Below are 14,279 nucleotides of genomic sequence, written 5' to 3'. Positions count from 1 at the left end.
AGCATGAGCGGAATCCTTATTACCGGCGCGACCGGAAATGTCGGCAAGCATCTGGTGACCACCCTCGCCGACGGGGGTGTCCCCGTCCGCGCCCTGGTGCGCGACCCCGGCCGGGCCGCACTCCCCCAGGGCGTCGAGGTCGTCCGGGGCGACCTCACCCTGCCCGAGACCCTGGCGCCGGCACTGGCGGACGTCGAGACCGTGTTCCTGCTGTGGCCCGGCTTCGAGGCGCGGGCCGCGCAGCCGGTGATCGATCTGATCGCCGAGCGGGCCCGCAGGATCGTCTACCTGTCGGCCCACGTTCCCGACGGGACCTTCCACTCCGAGATCGAGCGGTCCATCCAGCGCTCCGGCCTGACCTGGACGTTCCTGCGGCCGGGCGGGTTCGCGACCAACACCCTGGGCTGGGCCGAGCAGATCAGGCAGGGAGTCGTACGGTGGCCGTACGGGCGGGCTTCCAGGGCGCTGATCCACGAGAAGGACATCGCGGACGTGGCGGTGCACGTGCTGACCTCGGCCGGGCACGGCGGGGCGGCCTACTCGCTGAGCGGGCCCGAGAGGCTGACCCAGGCGGAGCAGGCGGCCGTCATCGGCGAGGCGGCCGGGCGCGCGGTCCGTTGGGAGGACCAGTCACCGGAGGAGGCGCGGGAGCAGTTGCTGGCGGCCTGGGGTGACGCCTCGTTCGTGGACGCGGCGCTGGCGGCCTGGGGGGCGTTCGTGGACGCGCCCGAGGAGGTCACCGACACGGTGGAGAAGCTGCTCGGCAGGCCGGCGCGGACCTTCCAGGAGTGGGCGCGGGACCACGCGGCCGACTTCCGCTGATCACTTCTCGTCGGCGGGGTGCTCCACCAGGGCGAGGATGCGGCTCGACATGAAGCGGGCGGTGCGGATGGCCGTGCCGCTGCGGGTGACCTCGCTCACCTCGACCAGCCCTCGCCGGGTGGCCACCTCGACGCGGCGGCCCGCGCGGGTGGCTATGACCTCGTAGGTGCGCGGGGTGCCACCCGCGTCGATGACGATCTCCACCCGATCACCCTTCATGTACGGATTTATACCCACAAAGGTCGGAATTTAGCCGTACACCAGTACGAAAATCGCCACGAGGCCCACCGTCACGATGACGCCCCGCAGCACCGGCGCGGGGATGCGGCGGCCGATCTTGGCGCCCAGGAAGCCGCCCAGCATGGCGCCCACCGCGACCGCGAGCACCGCCCACCAGTCGACTTCGGCGATCAGCAGGAACAGCACGGCCGCGGTCGCGTTCACGAGCAGCGTCAGCACGTTCTTGGCGGCGTTCATCCGCTGCAGTCCGTCGTCCAGGAAGGCGCCGATCAGGCCGACGACCAGCACGCCCTGGGCGGCGCCGAAGTAGCCGCCGTAGATCCCCGCCGCGAAGACGCCCAGCCACAGCGCCGCGCCCCCGTGCGGGTGCGGCTGCGCACGCCTGGCCGTGAGCCACCCGTTCAGCTTGGGCTGGATCAGGACCAGCACGCAGGCCAGGCCGATGAGCACCGGCACGACCACCTGGAAGACATCCTGGTCGAGGTAGAGCAGGAGGATGCCGCCGATCAGCGACCCCAGTACCGAGCCCACGCCCAGCCGTACCAGCCGATCGCGCTGCCCCCGCAGCTCGACCCGGTACCCGTAGGCGCCCGTGACCGAGCCCGGCACCAGGCCGATGTTGTTGGAGACGTTGGCCACCACGGGGTCGATGCCCACGGCCACCAAGGTCGGGAAGGTGATCAGCGACCCTGACCCGACGACCGCGTTGATCGCCCCGGCCGCCAGCCCCGCCGCGCACACGGCGAGCGCCTCCCAGACCGTCACCCTGCCCCCTTGATGTCCCGGTATCGCTAGCCGAGCTTAGAGGGGGTGCGTTTGTCCTGACGCACGGGGCCGGTCAGACCTCCGGGGGGCTCTGGGGCTTGTCATGAGCGAAGAGGCCGCCGAGGTTCTCCAGCACCTTGCCCATCTCCGACGGCACGATCCACAGCTTGTTGGCGTCGCCCTTGGCGATCTCCGGCAGCGTCTGGAGGTACTGGTAGGCCAGCAGGTGCTGGTCGGGCTTGCCCTCGTGGATGGCCTTGAAGACCATGCCGATCGCGTCCGCCTGCCCCTTGGCCCGCATGGCCTGGGCCTCGGCGTCGGCCTGGGCGCGCAGGACCGACGCCTCCGCGTCGCCGCGGGCCCGTAACACGGCCGCCCGCTGCTCCCCCTCGGCCTCCAGGATCGCCGCCTGCCGACGGCCCTCGGCGGTGAGGATGGCGGCCCGCTTGTCCCGGTCGGCGCGCATCTGCTTCTCCATCGAGTCCTGGATGGAGGACGGCGGGTCGATGGCCTTGAGCTCCACCCGGTTGACCCGGATGCCCCACTTGCCGGTGGCCTCGTCCAGGGTGCCGCGCAGCTCGGTGTTGATGTCCTCGCGGGAGGTGAGCGTGCGTTCCAGGTCCATGCCGCCGACGACGTTGCGCAGCGTGGTGACGGTGAGCTGCTCGACACCGAGGAGGAAGTTGGCGATCTCGTAGGTGGCGGCCTTGGGGTTGGTCACCTGGAAATAAATGACGGTGTCGATCGATACGACCAGGTTGTCGGAGGTGATCACCGGTTGCGGCGGGAAGGACACGACCTGCTCGCGCAGGTCGATCAGCTCCTTGATCCGGTCCACGAACGGGACCACCAGGTTCAGCCCGGGAGTCAGCGTGCGGTGATAGCGGCCGAGCCGCTCGATGATCGCCGCCGTGGCCTGCGGGATGATGCGAATCGTCCGCGCCACGCCGAAACCCACCGCCGCGACCACGACGAGGGCGACGATGAGCTGCTCCACGGTCATGGCGACGCTCCGAAGTGGACTTGTCCCGACTTCGTGAATGATATTTGGTTTGTACGTTCAGCGGCCCTAATAGAGCGATCTAGTACGGTCTTGCGCTAGTACGGTCTGGCGTACCAGCGGCCTTCGGCACTGCGGTCCAGCGTCAACGGCACCCCGAACGTCTGCGACAGGCTGTCGGCCGTCAGCACGTGCTCGATCGGCCCCTGGTCGACGATCGCGCCGTGCCGCAGCAGCAGCGCGTGCGTGAACCCGATCGGCACCTCCTCCACGTGATGCGTCACCAGCACCAGCGCGGGCGAACGATAGTCGCCGGCGAGCACGGCCAGCCGCCGCACGAGGTCCTCACGGCCGCCCACGTCGAGCCCGGCCGCGGGCTCGTCGAGCAGCAGCACCTCGGGATCGGGCATGAGCGCCCTGGCGATCTGCACCCGCTTGCGCTCCCCCTCCGACAGCGAGCCGAACCGCCGCCGGATCAGATGCGCGGCGCCCATCATGTCGATGAGCTCGACCGCACGGGTCACGTCGTTGGAGTCGTACTCCTCGGTCCACCTGCCCAGCAGCGCGTAGGAGGCGGTCAGCACCAGATCGATGACCTTCTCGTCCGCCGGGACACGCTCGGCCAGCGCGGAGCTCGCCAGCCCGATGCGCGGCCGCAGGTCGAACACGTCCGCCTGCCCCACCCGCTCCCCGAGCACCTCGATGATCCCGTCACTGGCGAACAGCATCGTGGCCGCCAACTGCATCAGCGTCGTCTTGCCCGCCCCGTTGGGGCCGAGGATGACCCACCGCTCGTCCTCGTTGACCGTCCAGTCGATGCCACGAAGCAGGGTCGCCCCATCGCGCCTGAACGCGACATCCTGGAACCGCAGCACCTGACCACCCATTCCTCGTTCCCCCCTTAGGAGTAACCCACGGGGACAAACCTATTGCAGGGCGAGCGCATATCGTGGATCGGTGCGCCCTCAATCGCCTGTCTGCCCCGCGCTCGTCGCCTGGGGCAACGCCTGGCTCGCCGGTCACGTCGGTCTCGACGAGGCGGCTGACCACGTGGAAGCCGTCGCCGGACCCACTGTCGTGGGCCAGGTGCCGTTGCGTAAATACCTTGCCAACCTCCGTGTCGACGGGCTGCGTGAGCTCCGGCTCGCGCTGCCGGCGCCCGGCGACCCTCTGGGGCTGTCCGGGCCCGCGGAGTTCAACTCGGCCGCGGTCGACGCCGGGCAGGCCGCCATCGCCGTGCTGTCCGACAGGTGCCTCGGGCTGGTGCCCTCGGCGGACCTGCGCGGGTCGTCCTACGTGGGCGTACGGCTGGACGTGCAGGAGACGGGCCCCGTACGCCTGGATCTGCCTTCGGTGGCCGAGGCGGAGCGGGAGCTGTCGGACGCGGTGCGGTCGGCGACGGACGCGCTGGCGTCCGTGGACGGCCCCGCGCAGAGCCGCCCCGACGACCTGGGCCGCGGCGGCGAGCTCGCACCCGGCTACCCGGCGCGAGCGCACCGGGTCTCCGCCCTGGCCACGCGGCTGGGCGCGGTGCTGCGCCTGGTCGAAGAGCGCGGCCTCACCTCAGGACAGATCGCCACGCGGGGCGCGGTGCTGCGCGAACTCGACCGCGCGGTCCGACGCGCCGTCGTAGCCGCCCACCACGCCATCTTCGAGCCCCTACGCAACCCGTAGCCCAGCCCAGGCCGTGCCGTGCCGGACACCACGTCCGATCCGCCCGTTGAGGTCGCTGGACGGCGGGTTCAGCCGCCGCGCAACCCGTACGGAGCAGACCGGCCGTACGGGACAGCGCAACCGAGCCGCCCGTTGAGGTCAGACCAGGCCGTGGCGGACGGCGTAGAGGGCGGCCTGGGTGCGGTCCTGGACGCCGAGTTTCATCAGCACGTTGGAGACGTGGGTCTTGACCGTCTTCTCGGCCACGGTCAGATTCCTGGCGATCTCCCGGTTGGAACACCCCGCCGCGATCAGCGCGAGCACCTCCCGCTCCCGGTCGGTCAGTGACGTGGCCGTGAGGCCGTCGCCGCCGCCGTGGCCGTCGGCCAGCATCGCCTCGGCCGCCTCCGGCGCGAGCAGCACCTGTCCCTCGTGCACGGCGCGCACACCCTGCGCCAGCGCGGACGGGTCCACGTCCTTATAGAGGAAGCCGGCCGCCCCGGCCCGTATCGCCGGCGCCACGTCCGCCCGGTCGCTCACCGAGGTCAGCACGACCACCCGGGTGGCCGTGCCGGCCAGCCGGCCCAGCGTGGCCAGGCCGTCGAGCACCGGCATCTTGAGGTCGAGCAGCAGCACGTCCGGCGTGAGCCGCTCGACCAGCTCGACGGCCTCCGCGCCGTCGCCCGCCTCGCCGACGACCGAGATGTCCTCCTGCAAATCCAGGAACGTACGCAAACCCTGCCGCACCACCGGATGGTCGTCGGCGATCAGCACCCGGATCACCCGCACCCGCTTACCTCCACCCGCACGGTCGTCCCCTGCCCCGGGGCCGAGCTCACCGTCATGACCCCGCCAACGGACTCCGCCCGGTCCCGCATCGACACCAGCCCCAGACCTCGCGTCCCGCCCTGCTCGAAGCCGACGCCGTCGTCCTGGACGGTCAGCGACAACCTGCCACTCTCGTACGCCAGCCGCACCGACACCTGTTCGGCGCCGGAGTGCCTGAGCGCGTTGTGCAGCGATTCCTGCGCCACCCTCAGCACCGCCACCTCCACCGCGGAGTCCATCGGCGGCAGCTCCCCGGCCTCGAAGGTGACCAGCGAGGGATGCAGGCGGTCGAGCATCCGCACATGCTTGCGCAGGGTCTCGGCCAGGCCGTGCCGGTCCAGCTCGGCCGGCCGCAGCTCGACGATCACCGCGCGCAGCTCGGACAGCGCCTCACCGGCCAGCCGCTGCACCCGCTCCAGCTCGACCGCGGCCTGGTCCGGGGCGCTGTCGAGCATGACGGCGGCGGACCGCGCGGTCAGCCTGAGCGAGAAGAGCTTCTGGGTGACGGCGTCGTGCAGCTCGCGGGCCACCCGGTTGCGCTCCTCCAGCATGGCGAGCTCGCGGCCGCGTTCGTACAGCCTGGCGTTGGTCAGCGCGATGGCGGCGTGCGCGGCGAAGAGCGTCAGCAGGTCCTCGTCGTCCTTGGTGAAGCCGCCGGGCGTGCTCTTGTTGGCCAGGAAGATGATGCCGAGCACCTGGCCGCCGTCGAGGATCGGGACGCCGAGGAAGTCCTTCATCACCGGATGGGCCTTAGGCCACCACTCGAACCTCGGATCCTCGCGCAGGTCGGGCAGCCGGACCGGGGTCCCCTCGCGGAGCATCGCGCCGAGCATGCCATGCTGCCGCGGCAGCGGGCCGATCGCGTCCCACTGCTTGTCGGTGATGCCCTCGGCGACGAACTCGGCGAAGGAGCCCTCCTCGTCGGGCACGCCGAGCGCGGCGTAGCGGGCGTCCAGCAGCCGCTGCGCCGAGCGGACGATGACCTGCAGCACCTCGCGCACCGACAGGTGGCGCGTGACGGCGAGAACGGCGGAGCTCACCGCCTGCAGGATCTCGGCTCGTTCAGCAGGCACGGCCCCACTCTATGGTCCCGCTCCGACGTTCTACGGTCCCGGTACGACGCGGCCGGACCCCTGCCCCTGGTACGACGCGCCCGGACTCCCGGTCCCGGTACGACGCGCCCAGGCTTCTGGTCCTAGGACGATGGGCCCAGGCCTGGCCGGACCTTGCGCCCGATGTGCGGGTGACTGCCGATTTCTACCGTTGCGTACATGACGAACACCGCACTCATCACCGGCGCCTCCCGCGGGCTCGGCCTGGCTCTGGCCAGGTCACTGGCGGAGGCAGGCTGGCACCTCGTGCTCACCGCCCGTGGCGCGGCCGACCTGAAGAAGGCCGCGGCCGAGCTGGGCGCCACCGCGATCCCCGGCGACGTGACCGACCCCGGGCACGTGGCCCGGCTCTCCGGCGCCGTGCCCGAGCTGGACCTGCTGGTCAACAACGCGAGCGGGCTGGGCGTGACCCCGCTGCCGCCGCTGGCCGGCTACCCGCTGGAGCCGTTCAGGGAGCTGCTGGAGACCAATGTGACCGCCCCGCTGGCGCTCATCCAGGCCACGCTGCCCGCGCTGCGCGCCCGTCGCGGCGCGATCGTGAACATCACCTCCGACGCCGCGAACGGCGCCTACGAGGGCTGGGGCGGGTACGGGGCCACCAAGGCCGCGCTGGAGCAGCTGTCGAACGTGCTGGCGGCCGAGGAGCCCGACGTCGCCGTCTGGTGGGCCGACCCCGGCGAGATGAACACCCGCATGCTGGCCGACGCGGTCGGCGAGCAGGAGGCCGCCACCGCCACCGACCCGGCCGAGGTCGCCGCCACCCTGCACGACCTGGTCCGCTCCAGGCCCGCCAGCGGCCGAGTGAGCCTGCAATGACCGCCGCCCTGCCTCCTGGAACTCCGTCTGGGACCCAGCCCGGGACCCAGCCCGGGGCCCAGCCTGAGACCCAACCTGGAGCTCGGCCTGCGACCCGGCATGGGGTGGCCCCTCCGATGACCGCGATGGCCACGGCGCTCGACTTCACGCTGCCCCCCGCGCTGTCCGCGCACGAGCCGCCGGAGGCCAGGGGGCTCGCCCGCGACGCGGTCCGCATGCTCGTCTCCGACGGAGACCGTGAGCCGGCGCACCACCGCTTCACCGACCTGCCCCGCCTGCTCTCCCCCGGCGACCTGGTCGTCGTCAACAACTCGGCGACACTCCCCGCCGCCGTCCGGCTGGACCGGCTCGCGGTGCACTTCTCCACCGCGCGGGAGGACGGCACCTGGCTGGTCGAGCTGCGCCGCCGTACGTCCACCGCGAGCGAGCCGTACGGCGGATGCGAGCCGGGCGAGTGGCTGCCGCTGCCAGGACGGGCGACGCTGCGGCTGCTCGGGCGGGAGACGCCGCGCCTGTGGCGGGCCGAGCTGGACCAGGACGTGCAGGCGTACCTGCGCGAGCACGGACGCCCGATCCGCTACTCCTACGTGGACCGGGACTGGCCGATCGAGGCGTACCAGACCGTGTTCGCCACCGTGCCGGGCAGCGCCGAGATGCCCAGCGCCGGCCGGCCGTTCTCCGCCGAGCTGGTGACGGCCCTGGTGGCCCGCGGCATCGGGATCGCGCCGATCACCCTGCACACAGGGGTGGCCTCGCCGGAGAAGGACGAGCCGCCCTACGCCGAGCGCTACGAGGTGCCCGAGGCCACCGCCCGCCAGGTCAACCTGGCCAGGCACGCCGGCGCCAGGGTGGTGGCGGCGGGTACGACTGTGGTGCGGGCCCTGGAGACGGTCGTCGACGGCGACGGCCGGGTGACGGCGTCAGCCGGCTGGACCACCCGCGTCATCACCCCCGAGGCGGGCGTAGGGGTGGTCACCGGGCTCATCACCGGCCTGCACGAGCCGCGCTCCAGCCACCTGCTGATGCTGAGCGCGATAGCCGGGCGACCGGCGCTGCGCCTGGCCTACGAGGCGGCCCTGCGGGAGGGCTACCTGTGGCACGAGTTCGGCGACACACACCTCATCATGAGCGGCTGATCTGTCGGAAAGCCGTACCTGCTACGCGAGCACCGACATGGGCGCAGTACCGTGGCTGAATGTGGACCAGCGTACCCTCCTGATCACTCTGACCGGCCCTGACCGGCCAGGCGTCACCTCGCGCCTGTTCTCCGTCCTGTCCGGCTTTCCCGTGACCGTCTCTGACATCGAGCAGGTCGTCATCCGTGGCCGCCTCACGCTCGGCGTGCTCGTCACCTACTCCGGCGGCCCTTCCACCGGCACCGGCAGCACGCTGGGCGCCATGTGGACCGCCGTGGAGCGCGTCGCCGAGGACCTCGGGATGGAGGTGGAGCTCTCCACCGGATCCCAGACCAGGGAGCACCGCCGCCGGGGTCGCCTCTCGGTGAGCGTCCTGGGCGCCACCCTGCAGCCGGCGGCCATCGCCGGCATCGCCGGTCGGATCTCCGCCGCCGGCGCCAACATCGACCGCATCGAACGCCTCGCCCAGTGGCCCGTCACCTGCATCGAGCTGTCGGTCTCCGGCGCCAACCCCGACCAGCTCAGGATCGACCTGGCCGCCGAGGCCGCCGCGCAGCAGGTCGACGTGGCCGTACAACGCACCGGACTGTCGCGGCGGGCCAAGCGGCTCATCGTGATGGACGTCGACTCCACGCTCATCCAGGGCGAGGTCATCGAGCTGCTGGCGGCCCACGCGGGCTGCCTCGACGAGGTCGCCCGGGTGACCGAGGAGGCCATGCGCGGCGAGCTCGACTTCGCCGAGTCGCTGCGCCGCCGCGTCGCCCTGCTCGAAGGGCTGCCCGCCGAGGTCTTCGAGCTGGTACGCAAGGAGGTCGTGCTCACTCCCGGCGCCCGCACGCTGGTGCGTACACTCAAGCGGCTCGACTTCCGCTTCGCCATCGTCAGCGGCGGTTTCACCCAGATCACCGACGCCCTGGTGGACGACCTGGGCATCGACTACTCCGCCGCGAACGTCCTGGAGGTCGTGGACGGCAAGCTGACCGGCCGGGTGGTGGGCGAGATCGTCGACCGGCCGGGCAAGGCCAAGGCGCTGGAGCGCTTCGCGCGCGAGGCCGGGCTGCCGATCAGCCAGACCGTGGCGATCGGCGACGGCGCCAACGACCTCGACATGATCGCCGCGGCCGGGCTGGGCATCGCGTTCAACGCCAAGCCCGTCGTGCGGCAGGCCGCCGACACCGCCGTCAACACGCCGTACCTCGACTCGATCCTCTATCTGCTGGGCATCTCCAGAGCTGAGGTGGAGGCCGCCGACGCCGAGGACGGCCTGCTGTCCTCGCGCTGAGTCTCAGTGCTCCTTGGGGTTCCAGTGGGTGACCAGGCTGCCGTCTCCCGGCGAGAGGTCCGCCCACTCGGACTCCGTCCGGATCACCGCGAACGCGCCCGGCGGGAAGGCAAAGTCTCCGCCGGTCAGTGACAGGGCCAGGTCCAGCACGCCCGGATTGTGACCGCACAGCACCACGGTCCGCCGCTCCGGCCCGGCCTGGCGCACCAACTCCAGGAGCTCCTCGAGGACGCCCTGATAGATGAGGCCCTGATGGTCGGTCTCGACGCCGGGCAGGGCGAGCTGGGCGGTGCGCCTGGTTCGCCGTGCCGTCGAGCACAGCACCAGGTCCGGCTCCAGCCCCAGGCCGCGGATCTCCGCACCGGCCCGTTCGGCGTCCTGCTCACCGCGATCGGTCAGTTTCCGGTCGTGGTCGGTCACGTCGGTCGTGTGGGCCGCCTTGGCATGGCGAAGCACGATCAGAGTACGCATCGCGTTCATCCTCTCGACGCCCACAGGGCGAGTCCGACGAGCACCGCCAGGATGGTCAACATCGCGAGCAGGATCATGGCCAGCGTTTTTCCACCGGAGGGCGGCTTGTCTTCCATCCGCCCAGTTTCGCACCGTGACCATCCGCCCGGCCAACACCCCCCGAGACGGCGCGACGCCCGCTCCGGTCGTACGTGGAGCGGGCGTCGCCAGGCAGGTCAGGAGGCCACAGGCTCCGACTTCCTGTCGTTGTCGTTGTTGATCGGCTCGACATTGACCGAACGGCGCTTGGACACGATGATCGCGCCCACGACCACGCCGACCGCCAGCACCGTGATGCCGATGCGCACCGCCGGGTTGCTCGCGTAGAGCACCACCGAGGGCGCCACCAGCAGCGCGACCAGGTTCATCACCTTGATCAGCGGGTTGATGGCCGGACCCGCGGTGTCCTTGAAGGGGTCGCCGACCGTGTCACCGATGACCGTGGCGGCGTGCGCCTCGGAGCCCTTCCCGCCGTGGTGGCCGTCCTCGACCAGCTTCTTGGCGTTGTCCCAGGCACCGCCGGAGTTGGACAGGAAGACGGCCATCAGGGTGCCGCACGCGATGGCGCCCGCCAGGAAGGCGCCCAGCGGCGCGTAACCCAGCGCGAACCCGACCGCGATCGGCGTCAGGACCGCCAGCAGGCCGGGCGTGGCCAGCTCGCGCAGCGAGTCCTTGGTGCAGATGTCCACCACCCGGCCGTAGTCCGGCTTGACCGTGCCGTCCATGATGCCGGGGTTGCTGCGGAACTGGTCGCGTACCTCGAAGACCACCCGCATCGCGGCCCGCCCGACCGCCGAGATGGCCAGGCCGGAGAAGAGGAACACCACCGCCGCGCCGATGATCAGACCGACCAGCACGTTGGGCGCGTCCACGCTGAGGCTGAACACCGACCCCGCCGGCAGCTCACCCTCCACCGCGGTCCTGAAGGCGCCGAACAGCGCCGTCGCCGCGAGCACCGCGGTGGCGATCGCGATGCCCTTGGTGATGGCCTTGGTGGTGTTGCCGACGGCGTCGAGGCTGGTGAGCACCTGGGCGCCCTCGCCCTCGACGTCGCCGGACATCTCGGCGATGCCCTGCGCGTTGTCGGAGACCGGCCCGAAGGTGTCCATCGAGACGATGACGCCGACCGTCGTGAGCAGGCCGGTGCCCGCCAGCGCGACCGCGAACAGCGCGACCGTCACGTTGCCGAAGCCGAGCAGGAAGGCGCCGTAGACCGCGCCGCCGATGATCAGCGCCGAGTAGACGGCCGACTCCAGGCCGACGCTGATGCCGGCCAGGATGACGGTCGCCGCGCCGGTGCGCGAGCTCTCGCCGATCTCCCGTACGGGACGCCTGGTGGTCTCGGTGAAGTAGCCGGTCAGCAGCTGGATGGCGCTGGCCAGGACCAGGCCGATGAGCACCGCGCCGATCGCGATGATCCGCGGGTCGGCGTCGGACTGCACGGCCGAGCCGGACAGCTCGCTGAAGCTGCTGGGGAGGTACCAGAACGTCGCCGCCGCGACCAGGACCGCGGAGATCGCGGCCGAGATGAAGAAGCTGCGGTTGATGGCGGCCATGCCGTTGCGGTCGCCGTCGCGCATGCGGGTGACGAAGATGCCGATGATCGCGGTGATGACGCCGATCATCGGGACGATGAGCGGGAAGATCAGGCCTTCCTCGCCGAAGGCCACCCGGCCCAGGATGAGGCTGGCGACCAGCATGACCGCGTACGACTCGAACAGGTCGGCCGCCATGCCGGCGCAGTCTCCGACGTTGTCGCCCACGTTGTCGGCGATGGTCGCCGCGTTGCGCGGGTCGTCCTCGGGGATGCCCTGCTCGACCTTGCCGACCAGGTCGGCGCCGACGTCGGCGGCCTTGGTGAAGATGCCGCCGCCGACTCGCATGAACATCGCGAGCAGCGCCGCTCCGAAGCCGAAGCCTTCGAGCACGCCCGGCGCGTCACCCTGGTAGATGAAGACGACCACCGCCGCGCCCAGCAGGCCCAGGCCGACGGTGAACATGCCGGCCACGCCGCCGGTGCGGAAGGCGATGCGCATGGCGAGCTTCTCGCCCGACTCACGGGCGGCGGCGGCGACGCGGACGTTGCCGCGCACGGCCAGCCACATGCCGATGAACCCGGTCAGGGCGGAGAACACCGCGCCGACCACGAAGAAGATCGAGCGGCCGACGCGTACGTCGAGCTCGCCTGGTAGCAGAAGCAGCAGGAACGGGATGATCACGACAAAGATCGCCAGTGTCCGGAACTGCCGCGTAAGATAGGCGGCGGCCCCTTCCTGCACGGCACGGGCGATGTTCTGCATGCGTTCCGTGCCCTGGTCGGCGGCCAGCACCTCACGCACCAGGCCGCCGGCGACGGCTAGTGCGAGCAGTGCGACCGCGGCGACCACGATCACGATGGTGAGGTTGTTCGAGCTCAGGGCCAGATTGGACGCTGGCTCCAGTGCCAGCACGTGGCTATACATCGTTCTCCTCGGCAAGACCGGTCGTCCTGCCCGGGTGGCGCTGCAAGGTTCGGCTGGGCGGTGCGGCACCATCCGGGTTGTGGGTGCCGCTTCCGGTTGAATCCGCGGTTTCGCCAGATCACCTTGGCCGGTGCCGGGAGTCTACGCAGGGGATTCTCAGATATGAAGGCTCTGAGGGCGGGGAATTGTGCGCCCGTCCGGTAAGCGCCTGACAGCAGGGCGTTTTGGGATCTGACATGCGATATTTCCCCCGCTTTACGGCCGTGACTGCGCGGAAAAAAGTGCCGCCCGAAACCCGTCGGCGCGTCGCCCGCACATGGCGAGACCGGAGCCTTCGCAAGAATCTTGGAAGACTCCGGTCTCACGGCACACAAGCACGTCCGGTGGCATCCGCCACCCGCGCGCCGCGCCGCACACCTGCCTGAAACGCCCTGAACGCCTCCGTACGGCGCTACGCGGCCGTGCGGTGCCGAAGATGTCCTTAACGCCGGCCCGTAGGCTTTCAGGAGCCTCTGGAACGCTCCTAGCTCGGGTGGCCGTTGGCGGCGGGCCAGCTCATGCGGATGCGCATGCCCTTGGGACTGGGAAAGACCTCCACGTCGTCGGCCAGGCCCGCGATCACGGCGATGCCGAAACCGGACATGAACGAGTCCGAGAGCATGCCCAGGTCAAGGGGTTGCTCCTGCTTGATCTCATCGCTGGGCGCCTGGTCACTGACCGTGACCTCGAACCGCCCCGAGTCGTCCTTGAGCTCGATGCGAATGGGCTCGCCCGGGCAGTGTGCGCGATGCGCCTCAACCGCCCGGGAGCACGCCTCACCCACGGCGAGCCGGACCTCGTCCAGCAGGGACTCCTCCACGCCGGTGCGGCGGGCTATCGCCGTCGCCACCAACCGGGCGGTCCGCACGTGGGCGGGAAGAGCGCTGAACGTCAGCTCGACGGTAGCCATGCTACTTGTCTTTGCCGTGAGCTTCCTTGGCTTCGTCGACCGAAGCGTAGATCCCGAAGACCTTGGTCAGCCCGGTGATCCGGAAGATCTTGAGGATGCGCTCCTGGGTGCACACCAGCTCCAGGGAGCCATCGTGCGCACGAACTCGCTTCAGCCCACCGACCAGGACACCAAGACCCGTCGAGTCCAGGAAGTCCACCTTCTCCATGTTGACGAGCAGGTGGAAATTGCCCTTGTTCACCAGATCGATGAGGAGCTCACGCAATCTCGGCGCCGTGTAGACATCGATCTCACCTTCGACCTCCACGATGGTGAGTCCGTCTTCGGTGCGGTGATCCAACTTCAGATCCACAGATCCTCCAGCGCCTCGCCTGCGAAACTACCCTTGCGGGCCTGGCACTCTGGAGCGGGGCTCCCGACTGCCGGACCCTGACGCGCGGCATTCAACCACGCGTCCGGCTTGTGTCTACACGAAATCACGATTCCCGACGACTTTGCCCACGGACGCAGACTGGAAACAGTGACTTCCACCGCATCCTCCCCACACCGAACGGGTCCACTCCTCCACCACCTGCTCGGAGTTCCCGCACGTCACGAGCGTGTCACCCATGTGGAGCATGTTCCAGCACGTCAGGCGGGTCAAGCCAGATGGCCGGATTGGGCTCCAGAACTGCTGGTTACGCGCTCGGCGAACCACGGCGTCA

At 70.4% G+C, this 14,279-nt stretch carries 15 protein-coding genes; 5 read left to right on the top strand and 10 right to left on the bottom strand.

Going from position 1 to position 14,279, the window contains the following annotated elements; all coding sequences use genetic code 11:
* Positions 1-3: 3 nt before the first annotated feature.
* On the top strand, positions 4-822 hold the full coding sequence (locus OHA68_RS15995; protein ID WP_327108344.1) for an NAD(P)H-binding protein: 819 nt from the start codon (positions 4-6) through the stop codon (positions 820-822).
* Here OHA68_RS15995 and OHA68_RS15990 read toward each other — a convergent pair whose 3' ends face one another.
* From OHA68_RS15990 to OHA68_RS15975, 4 genes are all read right to left on the bottom strand, one after another.
* Complete coding sequence (locus OHA68_RS15990) at positions 823-1,041, bottom strand: hypothetical protein (RefSeq protein WP_189142088.1); 219 nt, start codon at positions 1,039-1,041, stop codon at positions 823-825.
* A gap of 30 nt (positions 1,042-1,071) precedes the next feature.
* Positions 1,072-1,827 carry a sulfite exporter TauE/SafE family protein gene (locus OHA68_RS15985; protein ID WP_327108343.1) on the bottom strand — a complete coding sequence of 252 codons (756 nt, stop codon included), beginning with the start codon at positions 1,825-1,827 and terminating at the stop codon, positions 1,072-1,074.
* Between the two features lie 73 nt (positions 1,828-1,900).
* Positions 1,901-2,830 (bottom strand): SPFH domain-containing protein, encoded by a 930-nt coding sequence (locus OHA68_RS15980; RefSeq protein WP_225277394.1) that lies wholly within the window; start codon positions 2,828-2,830, stop codon positions 1,901-1,903.
* A 95-nt stretch (positions 2,831-2,925) separates the two neighbouring features.
* The gene (locus OHA68_RS15975; protein WP_189142086.1) at positions 2,926-3,714 is read right to left on the bottom strand and encodes an ABC transporter ATP-binding protein; all 789 of its coding nucleotides are present in this window, start codon (positions 3,712-3,714) and stop codon (positions 2,926-2,928) included.
* Positions 3,715-3,784: 70 nt separating this feature from the next.
* On the opposite strand from OHA68_RS15975, the gene OHA68_RS15970 reads away from it, so the two are divergent.
* Positions 3,785-4,501 (top strand): hypothetical protein, encoded by a 717-nt coding sequence (locus OHA68_RS15970; protein WP_327108342.1) that lies wholly within the window; start codon positions 3,785-3,787, stop codon positions 4,499-4,501.
* Positions 4,502-4,639: 138 nt separating this feature from the next.
* Here OHA68_RS15970 and OHA68_RS15965 read toward each other — a convergent pair whose 3' ends face one another.
* Positions 4,640-5,263 carry a response regulator transcription factor gene (locus tag OHA68_RS15965; RefSeq protein WP_327109513.1) on the bottom strand — a complete coding sequence of 208 codons (624 nt, stop codon included), beginning with the start codon at positions 5,261-5,263 and terminating at the stop codon, positions 4,640-4,642.
* Complete coding sequence (locus OHA68_RS15960; protein WP_327108341.1) at positions 5,260-6,381, bottom strand: GAF domain-containing sensor histidine kinase; 1,122 nt, start codon at positions 6,379-6,381, stop codon at positions 5,260-5,262. The genes OHA68_RS15965 and OHA68_RS15960 overlap by 4 nt, the downstream gene beginning before the upstream one ends.
* Positions 6,382-6,579: 198 nt before the next feature.
* Here OHA68_RS15960 and OHA68_RS15955 point away from each other — a divergent pair, with 198 nt between their 5' ends.
* The 3 genes from OHA68_RS15955 (at position 6,580) to serB (ending at position 9,654) form a co-directional block, all read left to right on the top strand.
* Positions 6,580-7,236, top strand: coding sequence for an SDR family NAD(P)-dependent oxidoreductase (locus tag OHA68_RS15955; RefSeq protein ID WP_327108340.1), 657 nt, complete (start codon positions 6,580-6,582; stop codon positions 7,234-7,236).
* A 116-nt stretch (positions 7,237-7,352) separates the two neighbouring features.
* Complete coding sequence (locus tag OHA68_RS15950; protein WP_327108339.1) at positions 7,353-8,372, top strand: S-adenosylmethionine:tRNA ribosyltransferase-isomerase; 1,020 nt, start codon at positions 7,353-7,355, stop codon at positions 8,370-8,372.
* A 61-nt stretch (positions 8,373-8,433) separates the two neighbouring features.
* The gene (serB, locus tag OHA68_RS15945) at positions 8,434-9,654 is read left to right on the top strand and encodes a phosphoserine phosphatase SerB (RefSeq protein ID WP_327108338.1); all 1,221 of its coding nucleotides are present in this window, start codon (positions 8,434-8,436) and stop codon (positions 9,652-9,654) included.
* Positions 9,655-9,657: 3 nt separating this feature from the next.
* Here the strand turns inward: serB and OHA68_RS15940 are convergent, their stop codons facing one another.
* From OHA68_RS15940 to OHA68_RS15925, 4 genes are all read right to left on the bottom strand, one after another.
* The gene (locus OHA68_RS15940; protein ID WP_225277396.1) at positions 9,658-10,125 is read right to left on the bottom strand and encodes a SixA phosphatase family protein; all 468 of its coding nucleotides are present in this window, start codon (positions 10,123-10,125) and stop codon (positions 9,658-9,660) included.
* Between the two features lie 215 nt (positions 10,126-10,340).
* On the bottom strand, positions 10,341-12,626 hold the full coding sequence (locus OHA68_RS15935) for a sodium-translocating pyrophosphatase (RefSeq protein ID WP_327108337.1): 2,286 nt from the start codon (positions 12,624-12,626) through the stop codon (positions 10,341-10,343).
* 523 nt (positions 12,627-13,149) lie between these two features.
* The gene (locus tag OHA68_RS15930) at positions 13,150-13,575 is read right to left on the bottom strand and encodes an ATP-binding protein (protein WP_327108336.1); all 426 of its coding nucleotides are present in this window, start codon (positions 13,573-13,575) and stop codon (positions 13,150-13,152) included.
* Position 13,576: 1 nt separating this feature from the next.
* Positions 13,577-13,927 carry an STAS domain-containing protein gene (locus OHA68_RS15925; protein ID WP_101786510.1) on the bottom strand — a complete coding sequence of 117 codons (351 nt, stop codon included), beginning with the start codon at positions 13,925-13,927 and terminating at the stop codon, positions 13,577-13,579.
* Positions 13,928-14,279: the final 352 nt, after the last annotated feature.

The sequence above is a fragment of the Nonomuraea glycinis genome, from assembly GCF_035920485.1.
Lineage (GTDB): Bacteria > Actinomycetota > Actinomycetes > Streptosporangiales > Streptosporangiaceae > Nonomuraea > Nonomuraea glycinis.
This window is presented reverse-complemented; position numbering and strand designations above follow the sequence as displayed.

What these genes read in the sequence shown, in the direction of transcription:
- OHA68_RS15995 (WP_327108344.1), top strand. Translation starts at nt 4, where the DNA reads ATGAGCGGAATCCTTATTACCGGCGCGACCGGAAATGTCGGCAAGCAT.
- OHA68_RS15990 (WP_189142088.1), bottom strand. Translation starts at nt 1,041, where the DNA reads ATGAAGGGTGATCGGGTGGAGATCGTCATCGACGCGGGTGGCACCCCG.
- OHA68_RS15980 (WP_225277394.1), bottom strand. Translation starts at nt 2,830, where the DNA reads ATGACCGTGGAGCAGCTCATCGTCGCCCTCGTCGTGGTCGCGGCGGTG.
- OHA68_RS15975 (WP_189142086.1), bottom strand. Translation starts at nt 3,714, where the DNA reads ATGGGTGGTCAGGTGCTGCGGTTCCAGGATGTCGCGTTCAGGCGCGAT.
- OHA68_RS15955 (WP_327108340.1), top strand. Translation starts at nt 6,580, where the DNA reads ATGACGAACACCGCACTCATCACCGGCGCCTCCCGCGGGCTCGGCCTG.
- OHA68_RS15950 (WP_327108339.1), top strand. Translation starts at nt 7,353, where the DNA reads ATGACCGCGATGGCCACGGCGCTCGACTTCACGCTGCCCCCCGCGCTG.
- OHA68_RS15940 (WP_225277396.1), bottom strand. Translation starts at nt 10,125, where the DNA reads ATGCGTACTCTGATCGTGCTTCGCCATGCCAAGGCGGCCCACACGACC.
- OHA68_RS15935 (WP_327108337.1), bottom strand. Translation starts at nt 12,626, where the DNA reads ATGTATAGCCACGTGCTGGCACTGGAGCCAGCGTCCAATCTGGCCCTG.
- OHA68_RS15930 (WP_327108336.1), bottom strand. Translation starts at nt 13,575, where the DNA reads ATGGCTACCGTCGAGCTGACGTTCAGCGCTCTTCCCGCCCACGTGCGG.